This is a genomic window from Massilia solisilvae, assembly GCF_024753215.1.
In the GTDB taxonomy this organism is placed as follows: Bacteria; Pseudomonadota; Gammaproteobacteria; order Burkholderiales; family Burkholderiaceae_D; genus Telluria; species Telluria solisilvae.
In genome coordinates, this window is the sequence record NZ_JANUGV010000001.1 from 312,714 (window position 1) to 329,116 (window position 16,403).

The window sequence follows — 16,403 nt, forward strand, 5'->3', positions numbered from 1 at the left end:
CATTTTTTGCGGACTTGTTCAAGATGTAGCTTAGGCCGGGTGTTCCATATCCGGGCGCACATTTACCCCTGGTTACAGCGCGGATACATTGCGATACACGGAATCGGACAATGTCACGGCAACACCTATTGATACAATACCCGCTTCATCCACCGACGAGCGGACCCGACCATGCGAACCGACACGCCCCTGACCATTTACCGGAAGGACTATACCGCACCGAGCTACCTGGTTGACACAGTGGAGCTCGGTTTCGACCTCGACCCGGCGCGCACCATCGTGGCCAACCGGCTTACCATGCGGCGCAATCCCGCCAGCGCCCAGCGCGAAATCGAGCTGTACGGCGAGGATATTGAACTTGTGGCGTTGCGCCTGAACGGCAAGGCACTGGGCAAGCGCGAGTACCGCCTCGACGGCAACCTGTTGCGCATCCCCAACGCCCCGGAAGAGGTCACACTCGAGATCGAGACCCTCTGCGCGCCTGAGAAGAACACCGCGCTGTCCGGGCTGTACGTCTCCAACGGCAACTTCATCACCCAGTGCGAGGCCGAAGGCTTCCGCCGCATCACCTTTTTCCCGGACCGCCCGGACGTGATGGCCAAATACACCGTCATGCTGCGCGCCGACAAGGAGCGCTACCCGGTGCTGCTGTCCAACGGCAACCTGGTCGACGAAGGGATGCTTCCCGACGGCCGCCACTATGCAAAATGGGAAGACCCGTTCCTTAAGCCGTCCTACCTGTTCGCCCTGGTCGCGGCCAAACTGGTGTGCCAGGAAGAAAAGTTCAAGCTGGCCGACGGGCGCGAAGCGCTGCTGCAGGTGTGGGTGGAAGAGGGCAACCTCGACAAGACCGACTATGCAATGCAGTCGCTCAAGAAGAGCATCCGCTGGGACGAAGAGCGCTTTGGCCTGGAGCTCGACCTGGACCGCTTCATGATCGTCGCCACCGGCGACTTCAACATGGGCGCGATGGAAAACAAGGGCCTGAACATCTTCAACACCAAGTACGTGCTGGCCAATCCGCGCGTGGCCACCGACATCGACTTCCAGGGCATCGAGGCGGTGGTCGGGCACGAATACTTCCACAACTGGACCGGCAATCGCGTGACCTGCCGCGACTGGTTCCAGCTCTCGCTCAAGGAAGGCCTGACCGTGTTCCGCGACCAGGAATTCTCGGGCGACATGATCGGCACCAGCACCGGCCGCGCCGTCAACCGCATCGACCAGGTGCGCACGCTGCGCGCCGCCCAGTTCCCGGAAGACGCCGGCCCGATGGCGCACCCGGTACGCCCCGACTCGTTTGTCGAGATCAACAACTTCTACACCGTCACGGTGTACGAGAAGGGCGCCGAAGTGGTGCGCATGTACCAGACCCTGCTCGGCCGCGAGGGCTTCCGCAAGGGCATGGACCTGTACTTCGAGCGCCACGACGGCCAGGCGGTCGAGTGCGACGACTTCCGCCGTGCGATGGCCGATGCCAACGACCGCAACCTGGACCAGTTCGAGCGCTGGTACAGCCAGGCCGGAACGCCGGTGGTGCGCGCGCAGATGCGCTACGACGAACAGCAGCACGCGGTGGAGCTGACGCTGTCGCAATCGTGTCCCGCCACGCCTGGCCAACCCGAAAAGCTGCCGTTCCACATTCCGGTTGCCGTGGGCCTGGTGGGCCGCGACGGCCGCGACATCCCGCTGGTAATCGACGACCAGGAGCGCGGCACCACGACCGTACTGGAACTGACCGGCGCAGAGCAGACCTTCCGCTTTACCAGCGTGCCGCAGCAGCCGGTGCCGTCGATCCTGCGCGACTTCTCGGCCCCCGTGGTGCTGGAATACGACTACAGCGACGAGGACCTGCTGCACCTGTTCAGCCATGACAGCGACCCGGTCAACCGCTGGGAAGCCGGACAGCGGCTGGCGATGGAGCGCCTGCTCAGGCTGACCGAAGACGTCACTGCGGGCAGCCGCCTGCAGCTGGACGACACCTTCATCGAAGCGATGCGCAAGGTGCTCACCGACGAGTCGCTCGGCCCGGCGTTCCGCGAACAGGCGCTGCTGCTGCCGACCGAAAGCATGATCGCCGAGCAGACCGACGTGGTGCACCCGCTGTCGATCCACATGGCGCGCCAGTTCGTGCGTTCGTCGATCGGCAACCGCCTGCGCGCCGAGCTGCTGGCGGCCTACGACGCCAACCAGACGCCCGGCCAGTACAGCCCGGACGCCGAATCGATCGGCAAGCGCGCGCTCAAGAACCTGGCGCTGGGCTACCTGGCCGCGGCATCGGATGACGAGGGCATTGCGCTGGCCGAGCGCCAGTTCGACGAAGCCGACAACATGACCGACCGCGCGGCCGCGTTGGGCGCACTGGTGCACGCGCGCGCGCCGGCCGCGCAGCGGGCGCTGCAAGGCTTCTACGACGAGTTCGAAAAGGAAGCGCTGGTGGTCGACAAGTGGTTCGCGATGCAGGCATCGAGCCCGTCCACCGACGTGGCCGCCGTGCGCGAGCTGATGAAGCACCCGGCCTTCACCATGAAGAACCCGAACCGCGCGCGCAGCCTGGTGTTCAACTTCTGCATGGCCAACCCGGTCCAGTTCCACGTCCCGGACGGCAGCGGCTACGCGTTCTGGGCCGAACAGGTGATGGCGCTGGACGCGCTCAACCCCCAGGTGGCGGCCCGGCTGGCGCGCGCGATGGACCGCTGGCGCCGTTACGCCCCGGCCTTGCAGGCGCACATGAAGCAGGCGCTCAAGCAGGTCAACGGACTGAAGAAGCTGTCGAACGACGTGCGCGAAGTCGTCAGCAAGGCGCTCGCATGACCGGTAGGGTGGGCAGGTTTCCTGCCCACGCGTTCAACCAGCAGCCGAATCGCGATAAAAGAATTGAGAACCCCCAAGCAAAGGAACCAGATGAAACGCGTCAGCCTCACGCAGCACCTCGTTGAACAGCAGCGCCACAACAACGCGATCACGGCCGAACTGCGCCTGTTGATCGAAGTGGTGGCGCGCGCCTGCAAGACCATCAGCCACTCGGTCGGCAAGGGTGCGCTCGGCGACATCCTCGGCAGCGCCGAGACCGAGAACATCCAGGGCGAAGTCCAGAAGAAGCTGGACGTGATCTCGAACGAAATCCTGCTCGAGGCGAACGAATGGGGTGGCCACCTGGCGGCCATGGCCTCGGAAGAGATGGAAACCATCCACCCGATCCCCAACCGCTACCCGATGGGCGAATACCTGCTGATGTTCGACCCGCTGGACGGCTCGTCCAACATCGACGTCAACGTTTCGATCGGCACCATCTTCTCGGTGCTCAAGGCGCCCGAAGGCATGGGCGCACCGAACGAGCAGGCCTTCCTGCAGCCGGGCACCCAGCAGGTGGCCGCCGGCTACGCGGTGTACGGCCCGCAGACCATGCTGGTGCTCACCACCGGCAAGGGCGTGAACTGCTTTACGCTCGACCGCGAGATGGGTTCGTGGGTGCTCACCCAGCGCGACATGCGGATCCCGGAAGACACCAAGGAATTTGCGATCAACATGTCCAACAAGCGCCACTGGCACGCGCCGGTTCAGCGCTACGTGGACGAGATGCTGGCCGGTAAAACCGGTCCGCGCGAGAAGGACTTCAACATGCGCTGGATCGCCTCGATGGTGGCCGACGTGCACCGCATCCTCAACCGCGGCGGCATCTTCATGTACCCGGCCGACATGCGCGACCCTTCCTCGCCAGGCAAGCTGCGCCTGATGTACGAAGCGAACCCGATGGCCATGATCGTCGAGCAGGCGGGCGGCGCGGCCACCGACGGCAACGGCCGCATCCTCGAGATCGTGCCGCACAAGCTGCACCAGCGCGTGCCGGTCTTCCTCGGCTCGAAAAACGAAGTGGAGCGCGTCACCGCCTACCACCAGGCTTGACCTGCGGTAGGGTGGGCAGGTTCTCCTGCCCACGCGTTCAGCCAGCCCGTGCATGGCCACCAAAACGCCCAACTGCACGTTCAGAACCGACTCGCACCGCCGGGCTAGCAACATTGGTGAATTGTTTGCTAGAATATGCGTCTTCGCCGGTGTAGCTCAGTTGGTAGAGCAGCGCATTCGTAATGCGAAGGTCGTAGGTTCGACTCCTATCTCCGGCACCAACACCACAAACCCGCGTACTCGCAAGAGACGCGGGTTTGTTCTTTTCCGGCCCAACCGGCAAGTATACCCCACCAGTCCGGATTGTTGTCCTCTCAGAAATAACTGGTAGCGTTTGTGCAACATTTCTTGAGGTTGAGGATTGCGCCGACTATCCTTTTGATACAGGAACCGCCGCGATCGCAGCGGTCGGACGTACAACGGGTCGTCGCACAACCAGCGGGAGCAAGGGATGGTGCAGCTTCAGTCAGTTGTACAAGCGCGGCCGCTCGCGTTCCGGCCGCAGCCAACCAAGCCTGCCGCGCCGGCCAGGCGCATCGTCGAAGTCGAAAGCCTGCAGGTCATCATCAAGACCGCCGAGCGCTGCAACCTGGCCTGCCAGTACTGCTACTACTTCTTCATGGGCGACGACAGCTTCGCCGCTCGCCAGCCGATCATCGGGCCCGAGGTGTGTGAGCGCATTCCCGCGTTCCTGCTGCAGGGCGTCGAACAACTGAAGATCCGCGACCTGTCGATCGCCTTCCATGGCGGCGAGCCCACGCTGCAGCGCCTGCGCGACTTTGACCGGCTGTGCACCGCGCTGCGGGCCGCGCTGGCCCACAAGACCCGCCTGAACCTGGGCATGCAGACCAACGGCATCCACCTGCCCGACGAATGGCTGGCATGCCTGGACAAGCACGGCGTCGAGCTTTCGTTCAGCATCGACGGCCCGGCCGAATACCACGACCGCTACCGCACCGACCGCAAGGGCCGCGGCTCGTACCAGCGCGTGGCCGCCAACATCGTCCGCGCCAACGCGTTTTTCCGCCACCGCTCCGGCTGGACCGTTGGCTCGATCAGCGTGATGAACCACCGCTTCGATGCGCGCAGGATTTGCCACCATCTGCGCGACACCTTCGGCATTCGCAAGCAGTCCTACCTGCTGCCGATCCGCTCGTGGGAGCAGCCGTTCGAGGAAGGCGAGAGCGCGCTGGCATATGGCGAGCAGCTGGCGGCGCTGTTCGACGCGTTCGTCGCGGACCAGTCGCTGCAGATCTACTGGGCACTGGAAGCGCTGGCCTTTTTCAAGGAAAAGCGGGTGGTGACGCAGGCGCGCCAGCTCGCCCCCGACGAAGCGTATGCCGTCTGCAAGGCGCTGGTCGTGCAAAGCAACGGCGAGCTGACCGTGGACGATGCCCTGATCTCCGCGCGCGACTGGCGCAACGACAGCCAGCCGCGCTCGATCTTCTTCGACGCGCTTGCCGACGTGGTCAACTCGCGGCAAAGCTGGCAACTGCTGGAGGCGAGCAACCGGCTGCCCGATGCGTGCCAGTCCTGCAGCGTGCGCAAGTTGTGCCGGGGTGGCCGGCCGGAGCACCGCTACAGCGCGCAACGCGGCTTCAACAATCCGAGCGTGTACTGCGAAGGACTGCAACGCTATTACGGGCACGTCATCCAGTTCCTCATCAGGAATGGCTACCCGGAACAGAAGATCGTGGAAAAACTCGGCCAGTAGGGCCGATCCGGCAGAAAGGAGGTGATCCGGCCAACGACACCCGCGTCTTTGCACGGCAGTTTGTCAAACAACCATAAACCTGAAAGAGGAAAACCATGGAAGCCAATGACAACAATGCGCAAACCCTGATCGAACAACTGCTCATTCCGCAAGAGGTGGTGATGGCCGGCGGCTGCGAGGCCAGCCAGATCGTGGCCGACCTGCCGTATCTCATGCGCATCCCGCCGGGGGTGACGCGTTAAGCCAGGCAGCAGGTAAGGCAGCCTGGGGCAGCGCCCCGGGCTGCGCCGCAACGTTCCTTGACGGGAGGGGCATCCATGGGCTTCCGATTGCTCGACAACGATGGCGCGCTGGCCAATTCCGACAGCGCGCTGTTCGACATCAAGCCAGGCTGTTTCGAGGAACGGCCGTTTTTCGTCGACAGTATTTTTACGCCGCAGGAGTGCGCCGCGATCACGCGCCAGCTCGACCTGCACGACCTGGCGCCCTCGCGGATGATGGGCGATGGCGACGATGGTTATGTCAACCTGGCGGCCCGGTCGAGCAGGCGGCTTGCGGTCGGGCCGGCGCTGAAGGAAAGCGTGTTCGCCCGCATCGACGCTGCCGTTGACAAGGCCCGCGCCGTGTTCGATATCGACGCGCGCGCCACACTGAACCGTGCCGAGGAGGACCTGCTGCTGTACGGTCCCGGCGCCGGGTTCGGCGCCCACGCCGACAACAGCCGCCTGGCGCCCGGCGCCGGCCAGGGCACCTGGCAACTGGCGCTGCCGCATCGCAAGCTGTCCGCCGTGCTGTGGCTGTCGAGCGGCGGCGAAGACTTTGCGGGCGGCGAATTCCGCTTCCTGAACATCGGCACCGAGCGCGACCAGCAGGGCATCTGCCTGCGCCCGCGCGCCGGCGTGCTGCTCGTGTTTCCCTCGCATCCGTGGTATCGCCATCAGGTGCTGCCGATCACCGCGGGCCAGCGCATCAGCTTCGTGGGCTGGTATTCCTGCGATCGCGGCGCCGGCTGACTGCCGGCTCTGTTAGTCAGCGCACTGTCGCTGCCGGCTCTTCCTTGTATTTTTTCTATTGCGGTGACGACTTGTCGTTTCCGCCCCGTCACGCCGGGCGGCGTGCGGGTTTTACAACGGCAAAAAGGCGGGGTGATCTGCCACCATCAATGGAACTTTTGCGCTGGCTTGGGGTCGCCAACACACACTTCTTGACCCAATGCAAAACGCAATCGAAACATTGATGCAGCGCAGGTCACTCTCGTGCCTTCGTTTCGTTTCGGGCGGAATCGGGGAAGAATGTGATGATGGTCGAGTATCGGTCTACTCCGCGTTGGTCTACATTTTTACGAGGGATACATCATGGATAATCAGAAGTCGAACGAGGGTAAAGCACGCGACACCAGTGCCGGCTCGGGCAGCAGCATGGGCAAGGACCAGAATGCCGGGCGCGGCAGCGCAGCCGGCAGCTCCAGCAGCACCAGCGCCGGCAGCAGCGCCGCGGGCAGCACCGGTTCGATGGGTGGCAGCAGCGCGAGCGCGGGCCAGGGCGGCAATAATGCGTCGCGCGGTACCGGCGCTTCCGGCAGCATGGGTTCGTCGGCCAGCGGTTCGTCGGGCACCTCCGCCACCGGTTCCAGCAGCGGCATGAGCGCATCGTCGGGCACCGGCTCCACCGGCATGGGTTCGTCGTCCAGTGGTTCGCAGGGCGGCATGGGCTCGTCGGGCAGCATGGGTTCGTCCGGCAGCACCGGCGGCTCGATGAGCCCGGCCAACAGCGGCGACACCATGTCGCGCGCCAGCGGCGAGGCCCACCGCACCATCGACCAGGCGGCACAGGCTGCCCGCCCCATGGTGGACCGCCTGGCCAGCACCGCGCACGCCGGCGTGGACCGCATGACCGGCATGCTCTCCGGCGCGTCGCAATCCATGAGCGAGCGTTCGCGCCAAATGAACGAGGCTGCGCAAAACTACATGGAGCAGGGGCGCGAATATGTGCGCAACAACCCGGGCCCGGCCATCGCCATGGCCGTCGGCGCCGGCTTTCTGCTGGCAAAAATCTTCAGCCGCCGCGACTGATTGCGGCCGTGTTTCAGTGGTGAGCTGCCCGGCCGGGTCTCCTGGCCGGGCATTTTTTCGCCTGCCTAGCGCGTCATCTCCGGTTCGCGCGGTTTGACCGGCGGCTTGGACCGGCGCAGCGCGCGCGCCTTGTTGCCCAGCCAGTGCTCCAGGTCGTCCACGTAGGTGAACACGGCCGGCACCACCAGCAGGCTGAGCAGGGTGGAGGTGATCAGGCCGCCGATCACGGCAATGGCCATCGGCGAACGGAAGCTCGGGTCGCCCGACCAGCCAAGGGCCAGCGGCAGCATGCCCGCACCCATCGCGATCGTGGTCATCACGATCGGCCGGCTTCGCTTGTGGCAGGCATCGACCAGCGCCTCGAAGCGGCGCATGCCGGCCTTGCGCGCCAGGATCGCGTAATCGACCAGCAGGATCGAGTTCTTGGTCACGATCCCCATCAGCATGATCAGGCCGATCAGCGAGGGCATCGACAGCGCGCGCCCGGTCACCAGGAGCGCCACGAAGGCGCCGCCGATCGACAACGGCAGCGCGGCCAGGATCGTCAGCGGCTGCATGAAGTCGGTGAACAGCAGCACCAGCACGCCGTAGATGCACAGCACGCCGATCAGCATGGCGATGCCGAAGCTGTCGAACAAGCCTTCCATCTCCTGCGCGTCGCCCAGGTCGGCCGCCTCCACCGACGCCGGCAGGTTCTTCATGATCGGCAGCTCGGCCGCGGCCTGGTTCGCCTCACCCAGCGAGGTGCCCGACAGTTCCACCTCCATGCGCACGTCGCGCGCGCGGTTCAGGCGGTCGATCTGCGCCGGACCGCTTTCCATCGTGATGGTCGCCACGTTGGCCAGCATCACCGGGCCGTTCTTGCCCGGCACCGTCAGGCGGCCGATGGCGTCCAGGTCGGCGCGCATCGCATCGGGCAGCTTGACGCGGATCGGCACCTGGCGGTCCGACAGGTTCATCTTCGCCAGCGCCAGGTCGTAGTCGCCGGCGGTGGCCACGCGCACCGTGGCGCCGATCGAGGCGGCGGTCACGCCCAGGTCGGCGGCGCGCGCAAAGTCGGGGCGCACGATGATCTCGGGCCGCACCAGCGCCGCGCTGGAGTGGATGTTGCCCACGCCCTTGAGCGTGCGCAGCTCGCGCTCCAGCTCGCGCGCGGTGGCCTCCAGCGCTGCCGGGTCTTCACTGCGCAGCACCATCTCCATCTTGGTACCGGTGTCGCCCGCGCCGACTGAAAAGCGCGCGCCTGGAATGTCGGCCATTTTCGCGCGCAGCGCGGTCTCGATTTCGTCGAGCGGCTGCTTGCGCTCCTTGCGCGGCACGGTGGTGATCGTCAGCACCGCGCGGCGCGCCTCGGCCGCCGCGCCGGGGTTGAAGCCGTCGCCGCTGGAGCCGCCGCCTACCGAATTGAAGATGCTCTTCACACCCGGCACCTGCATCGCCGCCAGGCGGGCGCGCTCTGCCACCTCGTGGGTCTGCGCGAGCGTGGCGCCGGGCGCCAGCTCGACCTGGATCTGGGTCTGCGAGCGGTCGGCCGCCGGCACGAAGCCCGTCGGCAGCAGGCCGGCCAGCGCAATCGATGCGACGAACAGCAGCGTGGCGCCGATGGCGGTGGCGCGGCGATGGCGCAGGCACCAGCGCATCGCGGAAAGATAGCGCGTCATCAGGCGGCCGTCCGCTTCGTTTGCGTGCGCGGCCGGCTTGAGCAGGTAGGCCGCCATCATCGGCGTGAGCAGGCGCGCCACCAACAGCGAGGCGATGATCGCCAGCGTCGCGGTCCAGCCGAACTGCTTGAAGAATTTGCCGGGAATGCCGCCCATGAAGGCGGTGGGCAGGAACACGGCCACCAGCGAGAAGGTGGTGGCGATCACCGCCATGCCGATTTCGTCGGCCGCGTCCAGCGCCGCCTGCATCGGCGTTTTCCCCATCCGCAGGTGGCGCGCAATGTTCTCGATCTCGACGATCGCGTCGTCCACCAGCACACCCACCACCAGCGCAAGCGACAGCAGCGTCACGCCGTTGAGCGTGTAGCCGAACAGGTACTGGCCCAGGAACGCGGGAATGGCCGACAGCGGCAGCGCGGCCGCCGCCACCAGCGTGGCGCGCCAGTCGCGCAGGAACCACCACACCACCAGCACCGCCAGGATGCCGCCCTCGTACAGCATCTCCATCGACGCCTTGAAGTTTTCCTCTACGTACCCGACGTTGTCGATCACCTCGCGCAGCACCATTTCCGGGTGTTCCTTCTGCAGCGTGGCCACCGCCTCGCGCACGCCGCGCGCAACGTCGATCTCGCTGGCTCCGCGCGTGCGGAAAATCTCGAAGCCGACTACCTTGCGCCCGTCCTGCTCGGCGATGGCGCGCGGCTCGGCGACGGTGTCCGTGACCTTCGCCACCTGATCCAGCCGCACGTGGCGGCCGTCGCCCAGCGGCACGTCCATCGCCGCCAGTTCCTGCGCCGTCTTCACGGTGGCGATGGTGCGCACCGACTGCTCGGCGCCGCCCACGTCGCCGCGCCCGCCCGGTTCCTCGCGCTGCACGTTGCGCAGCATGCGCGACACGTCCAGGGCCGAAACCTTCAGCGCCGCCATGCGCGCGTCGTCCAGCTCCACGCGCAGCTCGCGCGAGACGCCGCCCACGCGCTTGACCGATCCCACGCCCGGCACCGACAGCAGCCGCTTGGAGACCGCGTTATCGACGAACCAGCTCAGGTCCTGGTCATCCGGACCGGCGCCGCCCCTGGCCTTGTTCGCTTCGGCGGTGAAGGTCAGCACCACGCGCCCGGCGGTGACGGTCTTGGTCACGCTCGGGTCGCGCATCTCGGCCGGCAGGTCGGCGCGCACCCGCGCCACCGCGTCGCGCACGTCGTTGACCGCCTCGGCCGGGTCTTTGTCCAGGATGAACTCGACCGTTACGTTGGCCACCCCATCGAGCACCTGGGTGTAGATGTTCTTCACGCCCTGCAGCGTGGCGACCGAGTTCTCGATCTTGCGCGCGACTTCGGTTTCGAGCTGGGCCGGCGCGGCGCCGTCGAGCGTGGCGCTGACGGTCACGATCGGCAGCTCGATGTCGGGAAAGTCCTGGACCTTGTTGGCCTTGTAGGCGATCAGGCCGGCCAGCGTGAGCAGGGCGAACAGCATGATCGCCGGGATCGGGTTCCGGATCGAGAGAGCGGAGAAATTCATGGCCGGCCCTTCAGCGGCGCGCCAGTGCGCCTTGCGCGGCGGCCGGCACGTTGCGCACCAGGTCCCCGTCGTTGAGGAAGCCGGCCCCGCTCACCACGATCACCGCGTCCGGATTCAGGCCCGACACCACCTCCACGCGCTCGCCCAGGCGGCGGCCGGTGGCCACCTTCAGCTGGCTCACGCGCTGGTCCGCGTTCAGCCGGAACACGTACGAGAAGCCGTCGCGCACGGCGATGGCCTGGGTGGGCACGGTCAGCGCCCCGGATTCGCCCAGTTCGAACTGCCCGCTGGCGAACATGCCGGCCTTGAACGGCGCGTTGGCCGCGAGCGAAGGCGGCAAGTCCACGTACACCAGCGCGTTGCGCGTCTGCGGGTCGATGGTCGGGCCGACCGTGCGCACGCGGCCGGTCAGCTCGCTGCCGTTGGCGGCCTTCACCGCGACCTTGGCGCCCGGCTTGATGCGCACCAGCTCCGCCGCGGTGACCTCGGCGCGCCATTCCAGCCGCCCCTGGCGGATCAGCCGGAACAGCTCGGTGCCCACGCCCACCACGGCGCCCACGGTGGCGTTGCGCGCGGAGATGATGCCGCTGTCGGGCGCCACCACCTGGGTGTACTTGAGCCGCAGCTGCTGCTGCGCCAGGCCTGCCTTTGCCGCGGCCACGCGCGCGCTGGCGGTACGCTCGGCCGTGAGGTACTGCGTGATCTGCTGTTCGCTGAAGGCGCCGGTGTCCTTCAGCGCGCGGGCGCGCTGCGCGTCCGCCTCGGCAGCGGCGGCGTTGGCCTGCGCCTCCTGCACCAGGGCGCGCGCCTGCTCGACGTCGGCCACCACGGTCTCGGACGAAAACACGGCCAGCACCTGGCCCTTCTTGACCACGTCGCCCACGTTCACGCGCACCTCGGCCAGTTTCAGCCCGCCCGACTCGCTGCCGATCACAGCCTCCTGCCAGGCCGCGACGTTGCCGTTGGCGCCCAGGCGGATGGGCAGCGTTGCGCTTTGCGGGCGGCCGGTGGTGACGGTGAGCGCGGGCTTGGCCGGTTCGGCCTTCTTGTCGTCCGCGGCAGCGCCGGCCGAGGCCAGCACGCCGAGAAAGCACAGCGAGCAAAAAAGGGCGAGGATGGCAGCCGCGCCGGGTTTGAGTCTGGTCGAGGTCATGTCGTTGTCAGTGTCAGAGCAGTTCGATGCCAAAGCGCCGCACCAGCAGCGCGAACAGGCCAAAGCAGACCACCGTGATCAGCACGCTCGCCAGCATGGTGGGCCAGAATCCAATGCGCCCCAGCAGCGCCGGGAACGCGGCAAACATGGGCAGGGTCGGAATCACGTACCACAGCGTGTACCACGCATGGTTGGCCACCTTCGACTCGGGCTGGTGCTCCAGGTGCAGCCAGATCAGCGCGAGGAAGGTCACGATCGGCAGCGCGCCGATGAAGCCGCCCAGGCGGTCGCTGCGTTTGGCGATCTCGGAGATCAGCACCACCACGCCGGCGGTGATCAGGTATTTCGTGACGAGCCAGGCCATGATTTCTGACAAAAATTGAAACGAAACAGTCTACCAAATTTACCGGCCACGGCCGTCGTTACATTTGCTTACAGCTGAAACAACACATACCATCAAGCATCATTGAGGTCCGGTATAAATACTGAACAACCATCACTGGAAGGGATTATGAAAACCACAAAGTCCTTCATCGTCGCGCTGGTGCTGCTGGCCTGTTCACCGCTGCACGCCGCCGCGCTCACGCCGGACCAGCAGGCTCTCCACGTCCTGAACCGGCTCGGCTATGGTCCCCGGCCGGGCGACGTGGAACGCGTCACGCAGATGGGCGTGCAGCGCTACATCGACGCCCAGCTGCACCCCGAGTCGATCCCGCTGCCGCAGGACCTGACCGCGCGCCTGGCCGCCAACGAAACCGCGAACCGCAGCGCGGGCGATGCGCTCGGCGAGTACAACGAGCTGCGCAAGGAGGTGCGCGACGAAGAGGAGGGCGCCAAGCAGCGCCGCCGCGCCGCGCTGGCCAAGGCCACGCGCGAAACCGCCGAGGCGCGCCTGCTGAGCGCAATCGACAGCCCGCGCCAGCTCGAAGAGGTGATGGTCGATTTCTGGTTCAACCACTTCAATGTCTTTGTCGGCAAGGGCATCGACCGCGCGCTGATCGCCAGCTATGAGCGCGATGCGATCCGCCCGTACGCGCTGGGCTCCTTCCGCGACCTGCTGGGCGCTACCGCCAAGCATCCGGCCATGCTGTTCTACCTCGATAACGTGGTCTCGACCTCCAACGAGTTCGGCGCCGAGCAGGCGAAGAAGGGCGCCAAGGGACCGCGCGGCCTGAACGAGAATTATGCGCGCGAACTGATGGAGCTGCACACGCTGGGCGTGGACGGCGGCTATACGCAGAAGGACGTGACCGAGCTGGCGCGCATGCTGACCGGCTGGACCTTTCAGCCGCAGCGGCTGGTGCGCTTCAACGAGACCTTCCGCTTCGACTCCAAGCGCCATGACCAGGGCGTGAAGACCTGGCTCGGCCGCACGGTCGAACCGGGCGGCCAGCGCGAAGGCGAGATGGCGCTGGACGTGCTGGCCGTGCACCCGGCCACGGCGCGCCACGTCAGCTACCAGCTGGCCCAGTACTTCGTGAGCGACGCGCCGCCGTCGGCCCTGGTCGAGCGCATGGCCAAAACCTGGATCGAGACCCGGGGCGACATCCGCTCGGTGCTGCGCACCTTGTTTGCCAGCGACGAGTTCATGGCGCCGCAGGCCGTGGGCGCCAAGTTCAAGACGCCGTACCAGTTCGTGGTGTCGGCCGTGCGCGCCAGCGGCGTTCCGGTGAAGAACGTGCAGCCGCTCCTGGGCACCATGAGCCAGCTCGGCATGCCGCTGTACGGCTGCCAGACCCCGGACGGCTACAAGAACACGCAGGACGCCTGGCTCAATCCGGACGCGCTGACCCGCCGCATCACCTTCGCCACCGCGCTTGGTTCCGGCCGCATCGCGCTGTCCGCGCCGCCGCCGGACCTGCAGCAGATGCAGGCCATGAGCGCCTCCGCCGCGCTGCCCGCGCGCGCGGTTGCGCAAGGCGAGCAGGCGCCGCCCATGGGCACGGTGGCGCCAGCGCAGAACCCGCCGATGGTCACCAATACCGTATCGGCCCAGGCCATGGCGGCCGCCGCCGCGTCGCAGCCGCCGCTCGATGCCAGCCGCCTGCTCTCAACGCTCGACGGCGGCATTTCGCAGCGCACGCTCGACACCCTGTCGCACAACCCGCCGGAACTGCGCGCGGCGATGGTGCTGGGCAGCCCCGACTTCATGCAGCACTGACCAGGAGAACAACATGAAACGAAGAGACTTCCTGAATGCGCTGGCCAGCGCAAGCCTGGTGGTGCCGCTGGGCCGCGGCGCGTGGGCCGCGACCTCGGACAACCCGACCGGCCGCAAGCTGGTGGTCGTGATGCTGCGCGGTGCGGTGGACGGGCTGAACGTGGTGGCCCCGGTCGGCGACGCCGAATACTTGCGGCTGCGCCCGACCATCGGCCTGGCCGCACCCGGCGCCGAGAACGGCGCGATTGCCCTGGACGGCTACTTCGGCATGCACCCGGCGCTGGCCAGCCTGCAGCCGCTGTGGCAGGAAAAGAAGCTCGCCTTCGTGCACGCCAGCGGTTCGCCCGACGAGACGCGCTCGCACTTCGACGCCCAGGACTACATGGAATCGGCCACCCCGGGCCGCAAGAACACGCCGGACGGCTGGATGAACCGCCTCGTCGCCCAGCTGCCCGGCCAGTCCACGCCCAGCCGCCTGCTGGGCATTGGCCCGGTCATGCCGCGCATCCTGTCGGGTAGCGCAGCCGCCATCAACCTGCCCAACGGCGCGGCCGGCACGCGCGCCAACATCCTCGACCGGCCCAACATCGGCGCCGCGTTCGACCAGCTGTACGCGAACGACCCGCGTTTCGGCCGTGCCTACCAGGACGGCAAGAGCGCGCACAAGGAAGTGATGGAAGCGGCCGAGAGCCGCGAGATGCAGATGGCCGACCGCGGCGCGCCGCTGCCCAACGGCTTTCCCGACGATGCGGCGCGCCTGGCCACGCTGATGCGTAACGATCCGCGCATCCAGCTCGCGTTCGTGGCGCTGGGCGGCTGGGACACGCACACCAGCCAGGGCGCCGGCAGCGGCCAGCTGGCCAACCGGCTGGCGCCGCTGGCGCAGGGCCTTGCGGTGCTGGCCCAGCGGCTCGGCCCCCTGTTCGACGACACCACGATCGTGGTCATGTCCGAGTTTGGCCGCACCGCGCACGAGAACGGCAACGGCGGCACCGACCACGGCCATGGCAATGTGATGTGGGTGCTGGGCGGGCGGGTCAACGGCGGCAAGGTGCATGGCGACTGGCCCGGCATCGGCGAATCGGCGCTCAACGAAGGGCGCGACCTGGCGGTGACCACGGACTTTCGCGCGGTGCTGGCGCAGGTGGCAGAGCGGCACCTGCGGTTGTCCGACAAGGCGCTGGCGCAGATTTTTCCTGCAGTGCCGCAAAAGCAGGCCGGTTTCGAACTGTTCAGGGCCTAGTCCTACTTTGGGGGAGAGGCTGCGCCTACAGTATTTCTACCGTATTGCAGCGCACAATAAATCGGACTATATTGTGTACGTCTCCTCCAGTTTTCTCCGAAAACCTGGATTCTCGCCCGCCGCCTCCCAGGCCTCGCGGGCGTTTTTTTTGCCTGGTGGGGCAGGGTGGGCGTTCGACGTTCGCACCAGGATGGTGCGTGGTCGTCAGGCGTCGTCGCCCTGGAAGGCGCCCGCCCGATAGGTCAGCACCAGCGTATCGCGATGCCCATTGTCGCCGGTCGGCTGGATAGGCGTGGACTCGTGGATCACCGCTTCGTCGTCCAGCAGCAGCATGGTCCACGGCTCGAGCATCGTAAACCGCTTGCCGTCCGGGCCGTTGGCCTCGAACACGCGCGTTTCGCCGCCCTTGACGTTGTGGCGCTCGACCAGTATCACCGCGACGAAATCGACGCCGTCGCGGTGCGCGCCTTCGGGCGTGGGACGGCCAATGCCTTCGGCGGTATCGATGCGGAACTGGTGCGCCTCGATGAACCACGGCTGGCGCCCCTTCACGCTCGAACAGACCTCGCCCAACGCGCGCAGCAGGCGCTGCCAGGCGCTGTGCGCGACCGTGGCCGGCTCCACCGGCTCGAACAGCCGGTGCATCCCGCCGTGCAGCGCGTTGTACTCGACCGGCTGCCAGTGCGCCCGGTGCGGCGCCTGCTCCAGCACGCCCTGCCGTTCTATGAAGCAGGAGTGGCGCCGCTGCCGGTAGTGGCCGCCGTCGCGCAGGTACTTGTCCGGCGCGAGCCGGTTCCAGCTCGGCGCCAGCGCGTCCAGTTCGTCAACTGTGCAGCCGGCCAGCGCCGCCACGTCCTCCGGACGGACGAGCGCGTAGCCCTGGGTGCGCAGCGCCTCGGCGATGCGCGGTAGTGGTGTAAACGGTTGTGCTGAAGTGCTCATGCAAAATAGCGTAGCACTTTTCAAACCAGG

General features: G+C 66.7%; 13 protein-coding genes and 1 tRNA gene. 9 read left to right on the forward strand and 5 right to left on the reverse strand.

Annotated features, from left to right (window positions below):
* Window positions 1-171: 171 nt before the first annotated feature.
* From pepN to NX773_RS01405, 6 genes are all read left to right on the forward strand, one after another.
* Window positions 172-2,814: an aminopeptidase N gene (pepN, locus tag NX773_RS01380; protein WP_258854615.1), complete on the forward strand. Its 2,643-nt coding sequence runs from the start codon at window positions 172-174 to the stop codon at window positions 2,812-2,814.
* Window positions 2,815-2,904: 90 nt separating this feature from the next.
* Window positions 2,905-3,906, forward strand: a complete 1,002-nt coding sequence (locus NX773_RS01385; protein WP_258854616.1) for a class 1 fructose-bisphosphatase — start codon at window positions 2,905-2,907, stop codon at window positions 3,904-3,906.
* 145 nt (window positions 3,907-4,051) lie between these two features.
* Window positions 4,052-4,127, forward strand: a tRNA-Thr gene (locus NX773_RS01390).
* A gap of 230 nt (window positions 4,128-4,357) precedes the next feature.
* The gene (locus NX773_RS01395) at window positions 4,358-5,620 is read left to right on the forward strand and encodes a radical SAM protein (protein ID WP_258854617.1); all 1,263 of its coding nucleotides are present in this window, start codon (window positions 4,358-4,360) and stop codon (window positions 5,618-5,620) included.
* Window positions 5,621-5,715: 95 nt separating this feature from the next.
* Entirely contained in the window at window positions 5,716-5,862 is a 147-nt protein-coding gene (locus tag NX773_RS01400) for a hypothetical protein (RefSeq protein WP_258854618.1), read from the forward strand.
* A gap of 75 nt (window positions 5,863-5,937) precedes the next feature.
* Window positions 5,938-6,633: a 2OG-Fe(II) oxygenase gene (locus tag NX773_RS01405; protein WP_258854620.1), complete on the forward strand. Its 696-nt coding sequence runs from the start codon at window positions 5,938-5,940 to the stop codon at window positions 6,631-6,633.
* A 350-nt stretch (window positions 6,634-6,983) separates the two neighbouring features.
* Here the strand turns inward: NX773_RS01405 and NX773_RS01410 are convergent, their stop codons facing one another.
* Window positions 6,984-7,262: a hypothetical protein gene (locus NX773_RS01410; protein ID WP_258854622.1), complete on the reverse strand. Its 279-nt coding sequence runs from the start codon at window positions 7,260-7,262 to the stop codon at window positions 6,984-6,986.
* On the opposite strand from NX773_RS01410, the gene NX773_RS01415 reads away from it, so the two are divergent.
* Window positions 7,261-7,692, forward strand: a complete 432-nt coding sequence (locus tag NX773_RS01415; protein WP_258854624.1) for an ElaB/YgaM/YqjD family protein — start codon at window positions 7,261-7,263, stop codon at window positions 7,690-7,692. The two genes, NX773_RS01410 and NX773_RS01415, sit on opposite strands and share 2 nt — an antisense overlap.
* Window positions 7,693-7,757: 65 nt before the next feature.
* Here the strand turns inward: NX773_RS01415 and NX773_RS01420 are convergent, their stop codons facing one another.
* The 3 genes from NX773_RS01420 to NX773_RS01430 are packed head-to-tail and all read right to left on the reverse strand — an operon-like array spanning window position 7,758 to window position 12,391.
* Window positions 7,758-10,874: an efflux RND transporter permease subunit gene (locus NX773_RS01420; RefSeq protein ID WP_258854625.1), complete on the reverse strand. Its 3,117-nt coding sequence runs from the start codon at window positions 10,872-10,874 to the stop codon at window positions 7,758-7,760.
* Window positions 10,875-10,884: 10 nt separating this feature from the next.
* Window positions 10,885-12,027, reverse strand: a complete 1,143-nt coding sequence (locus NX773_RS01425) for an efflux RND transporter periplasmic adaptor subunit (protein ID WP_258854626.1) — start codon at window positions 12,025-12,027, stop codon at window positions 10,885-10,887.
* A 13-nt stretch (window positions 12,028-12,040) separates the two neighbouring features.
* Window positions 12,041-12,391, reverse strand: coding sequence for a DUF3147 family protein (locus NX773_RS01430; RefSeq protein WP_258854627.1), 351 nt, complete (start codon window positions 12,389-12,391; stop codon window positions 12,041-12,043).
* A gap of 147 nt (window positions 12,392-12,538) precedes the next feature.
* On the opposite strand from NX773_RS01430, the gene NX773_RS01435 reads away from it, so the two are divergent.
* On the forward strand, window positions 12,539-14,188 hold the full coding sequence (locus NX773_RS01435) for a DUF1800 domain-containing protein (RefSeq protein WP_258854628.1): 1,650 nt from the start codon (window positions 12,539-12,541) through the stop codon (window positions 14,186-14,188).
* A 13-nt stretch (window positions 14,189-14,201) separates the two neighbouring features.
* Window positions 14,202-15,431: a DUF1501 domain-containing protein gene (locus NX773_RS01440; protein ID WP_258854629.1), complete on the forward strand. Its 1,230-nt coding sequence runs from the start codon at window positions 14,202-14,204 to the stop codon at window positions 15,429-15,431.
* A gap of 204 nt (window positions 15,432-15,635) precedes the next feature.
* On the opposite strand, the gene NX773_RS01445 is transcribed toward NX773_RS01440, so the two are convergent.
* Window positions 15,636-16,373, reverse strand: a complete 738-nt coding sequence (locus NX773_RS01445) for a 2OG-Fe dioxygenase family protein (RefSeq protein WP_258854630.1) — start codon at window positions 16,371-16,373, stop codon at window positions 15,636-15,638.
* Window positions 16,374-16,403: the final 30 nt, after the last annotated feature.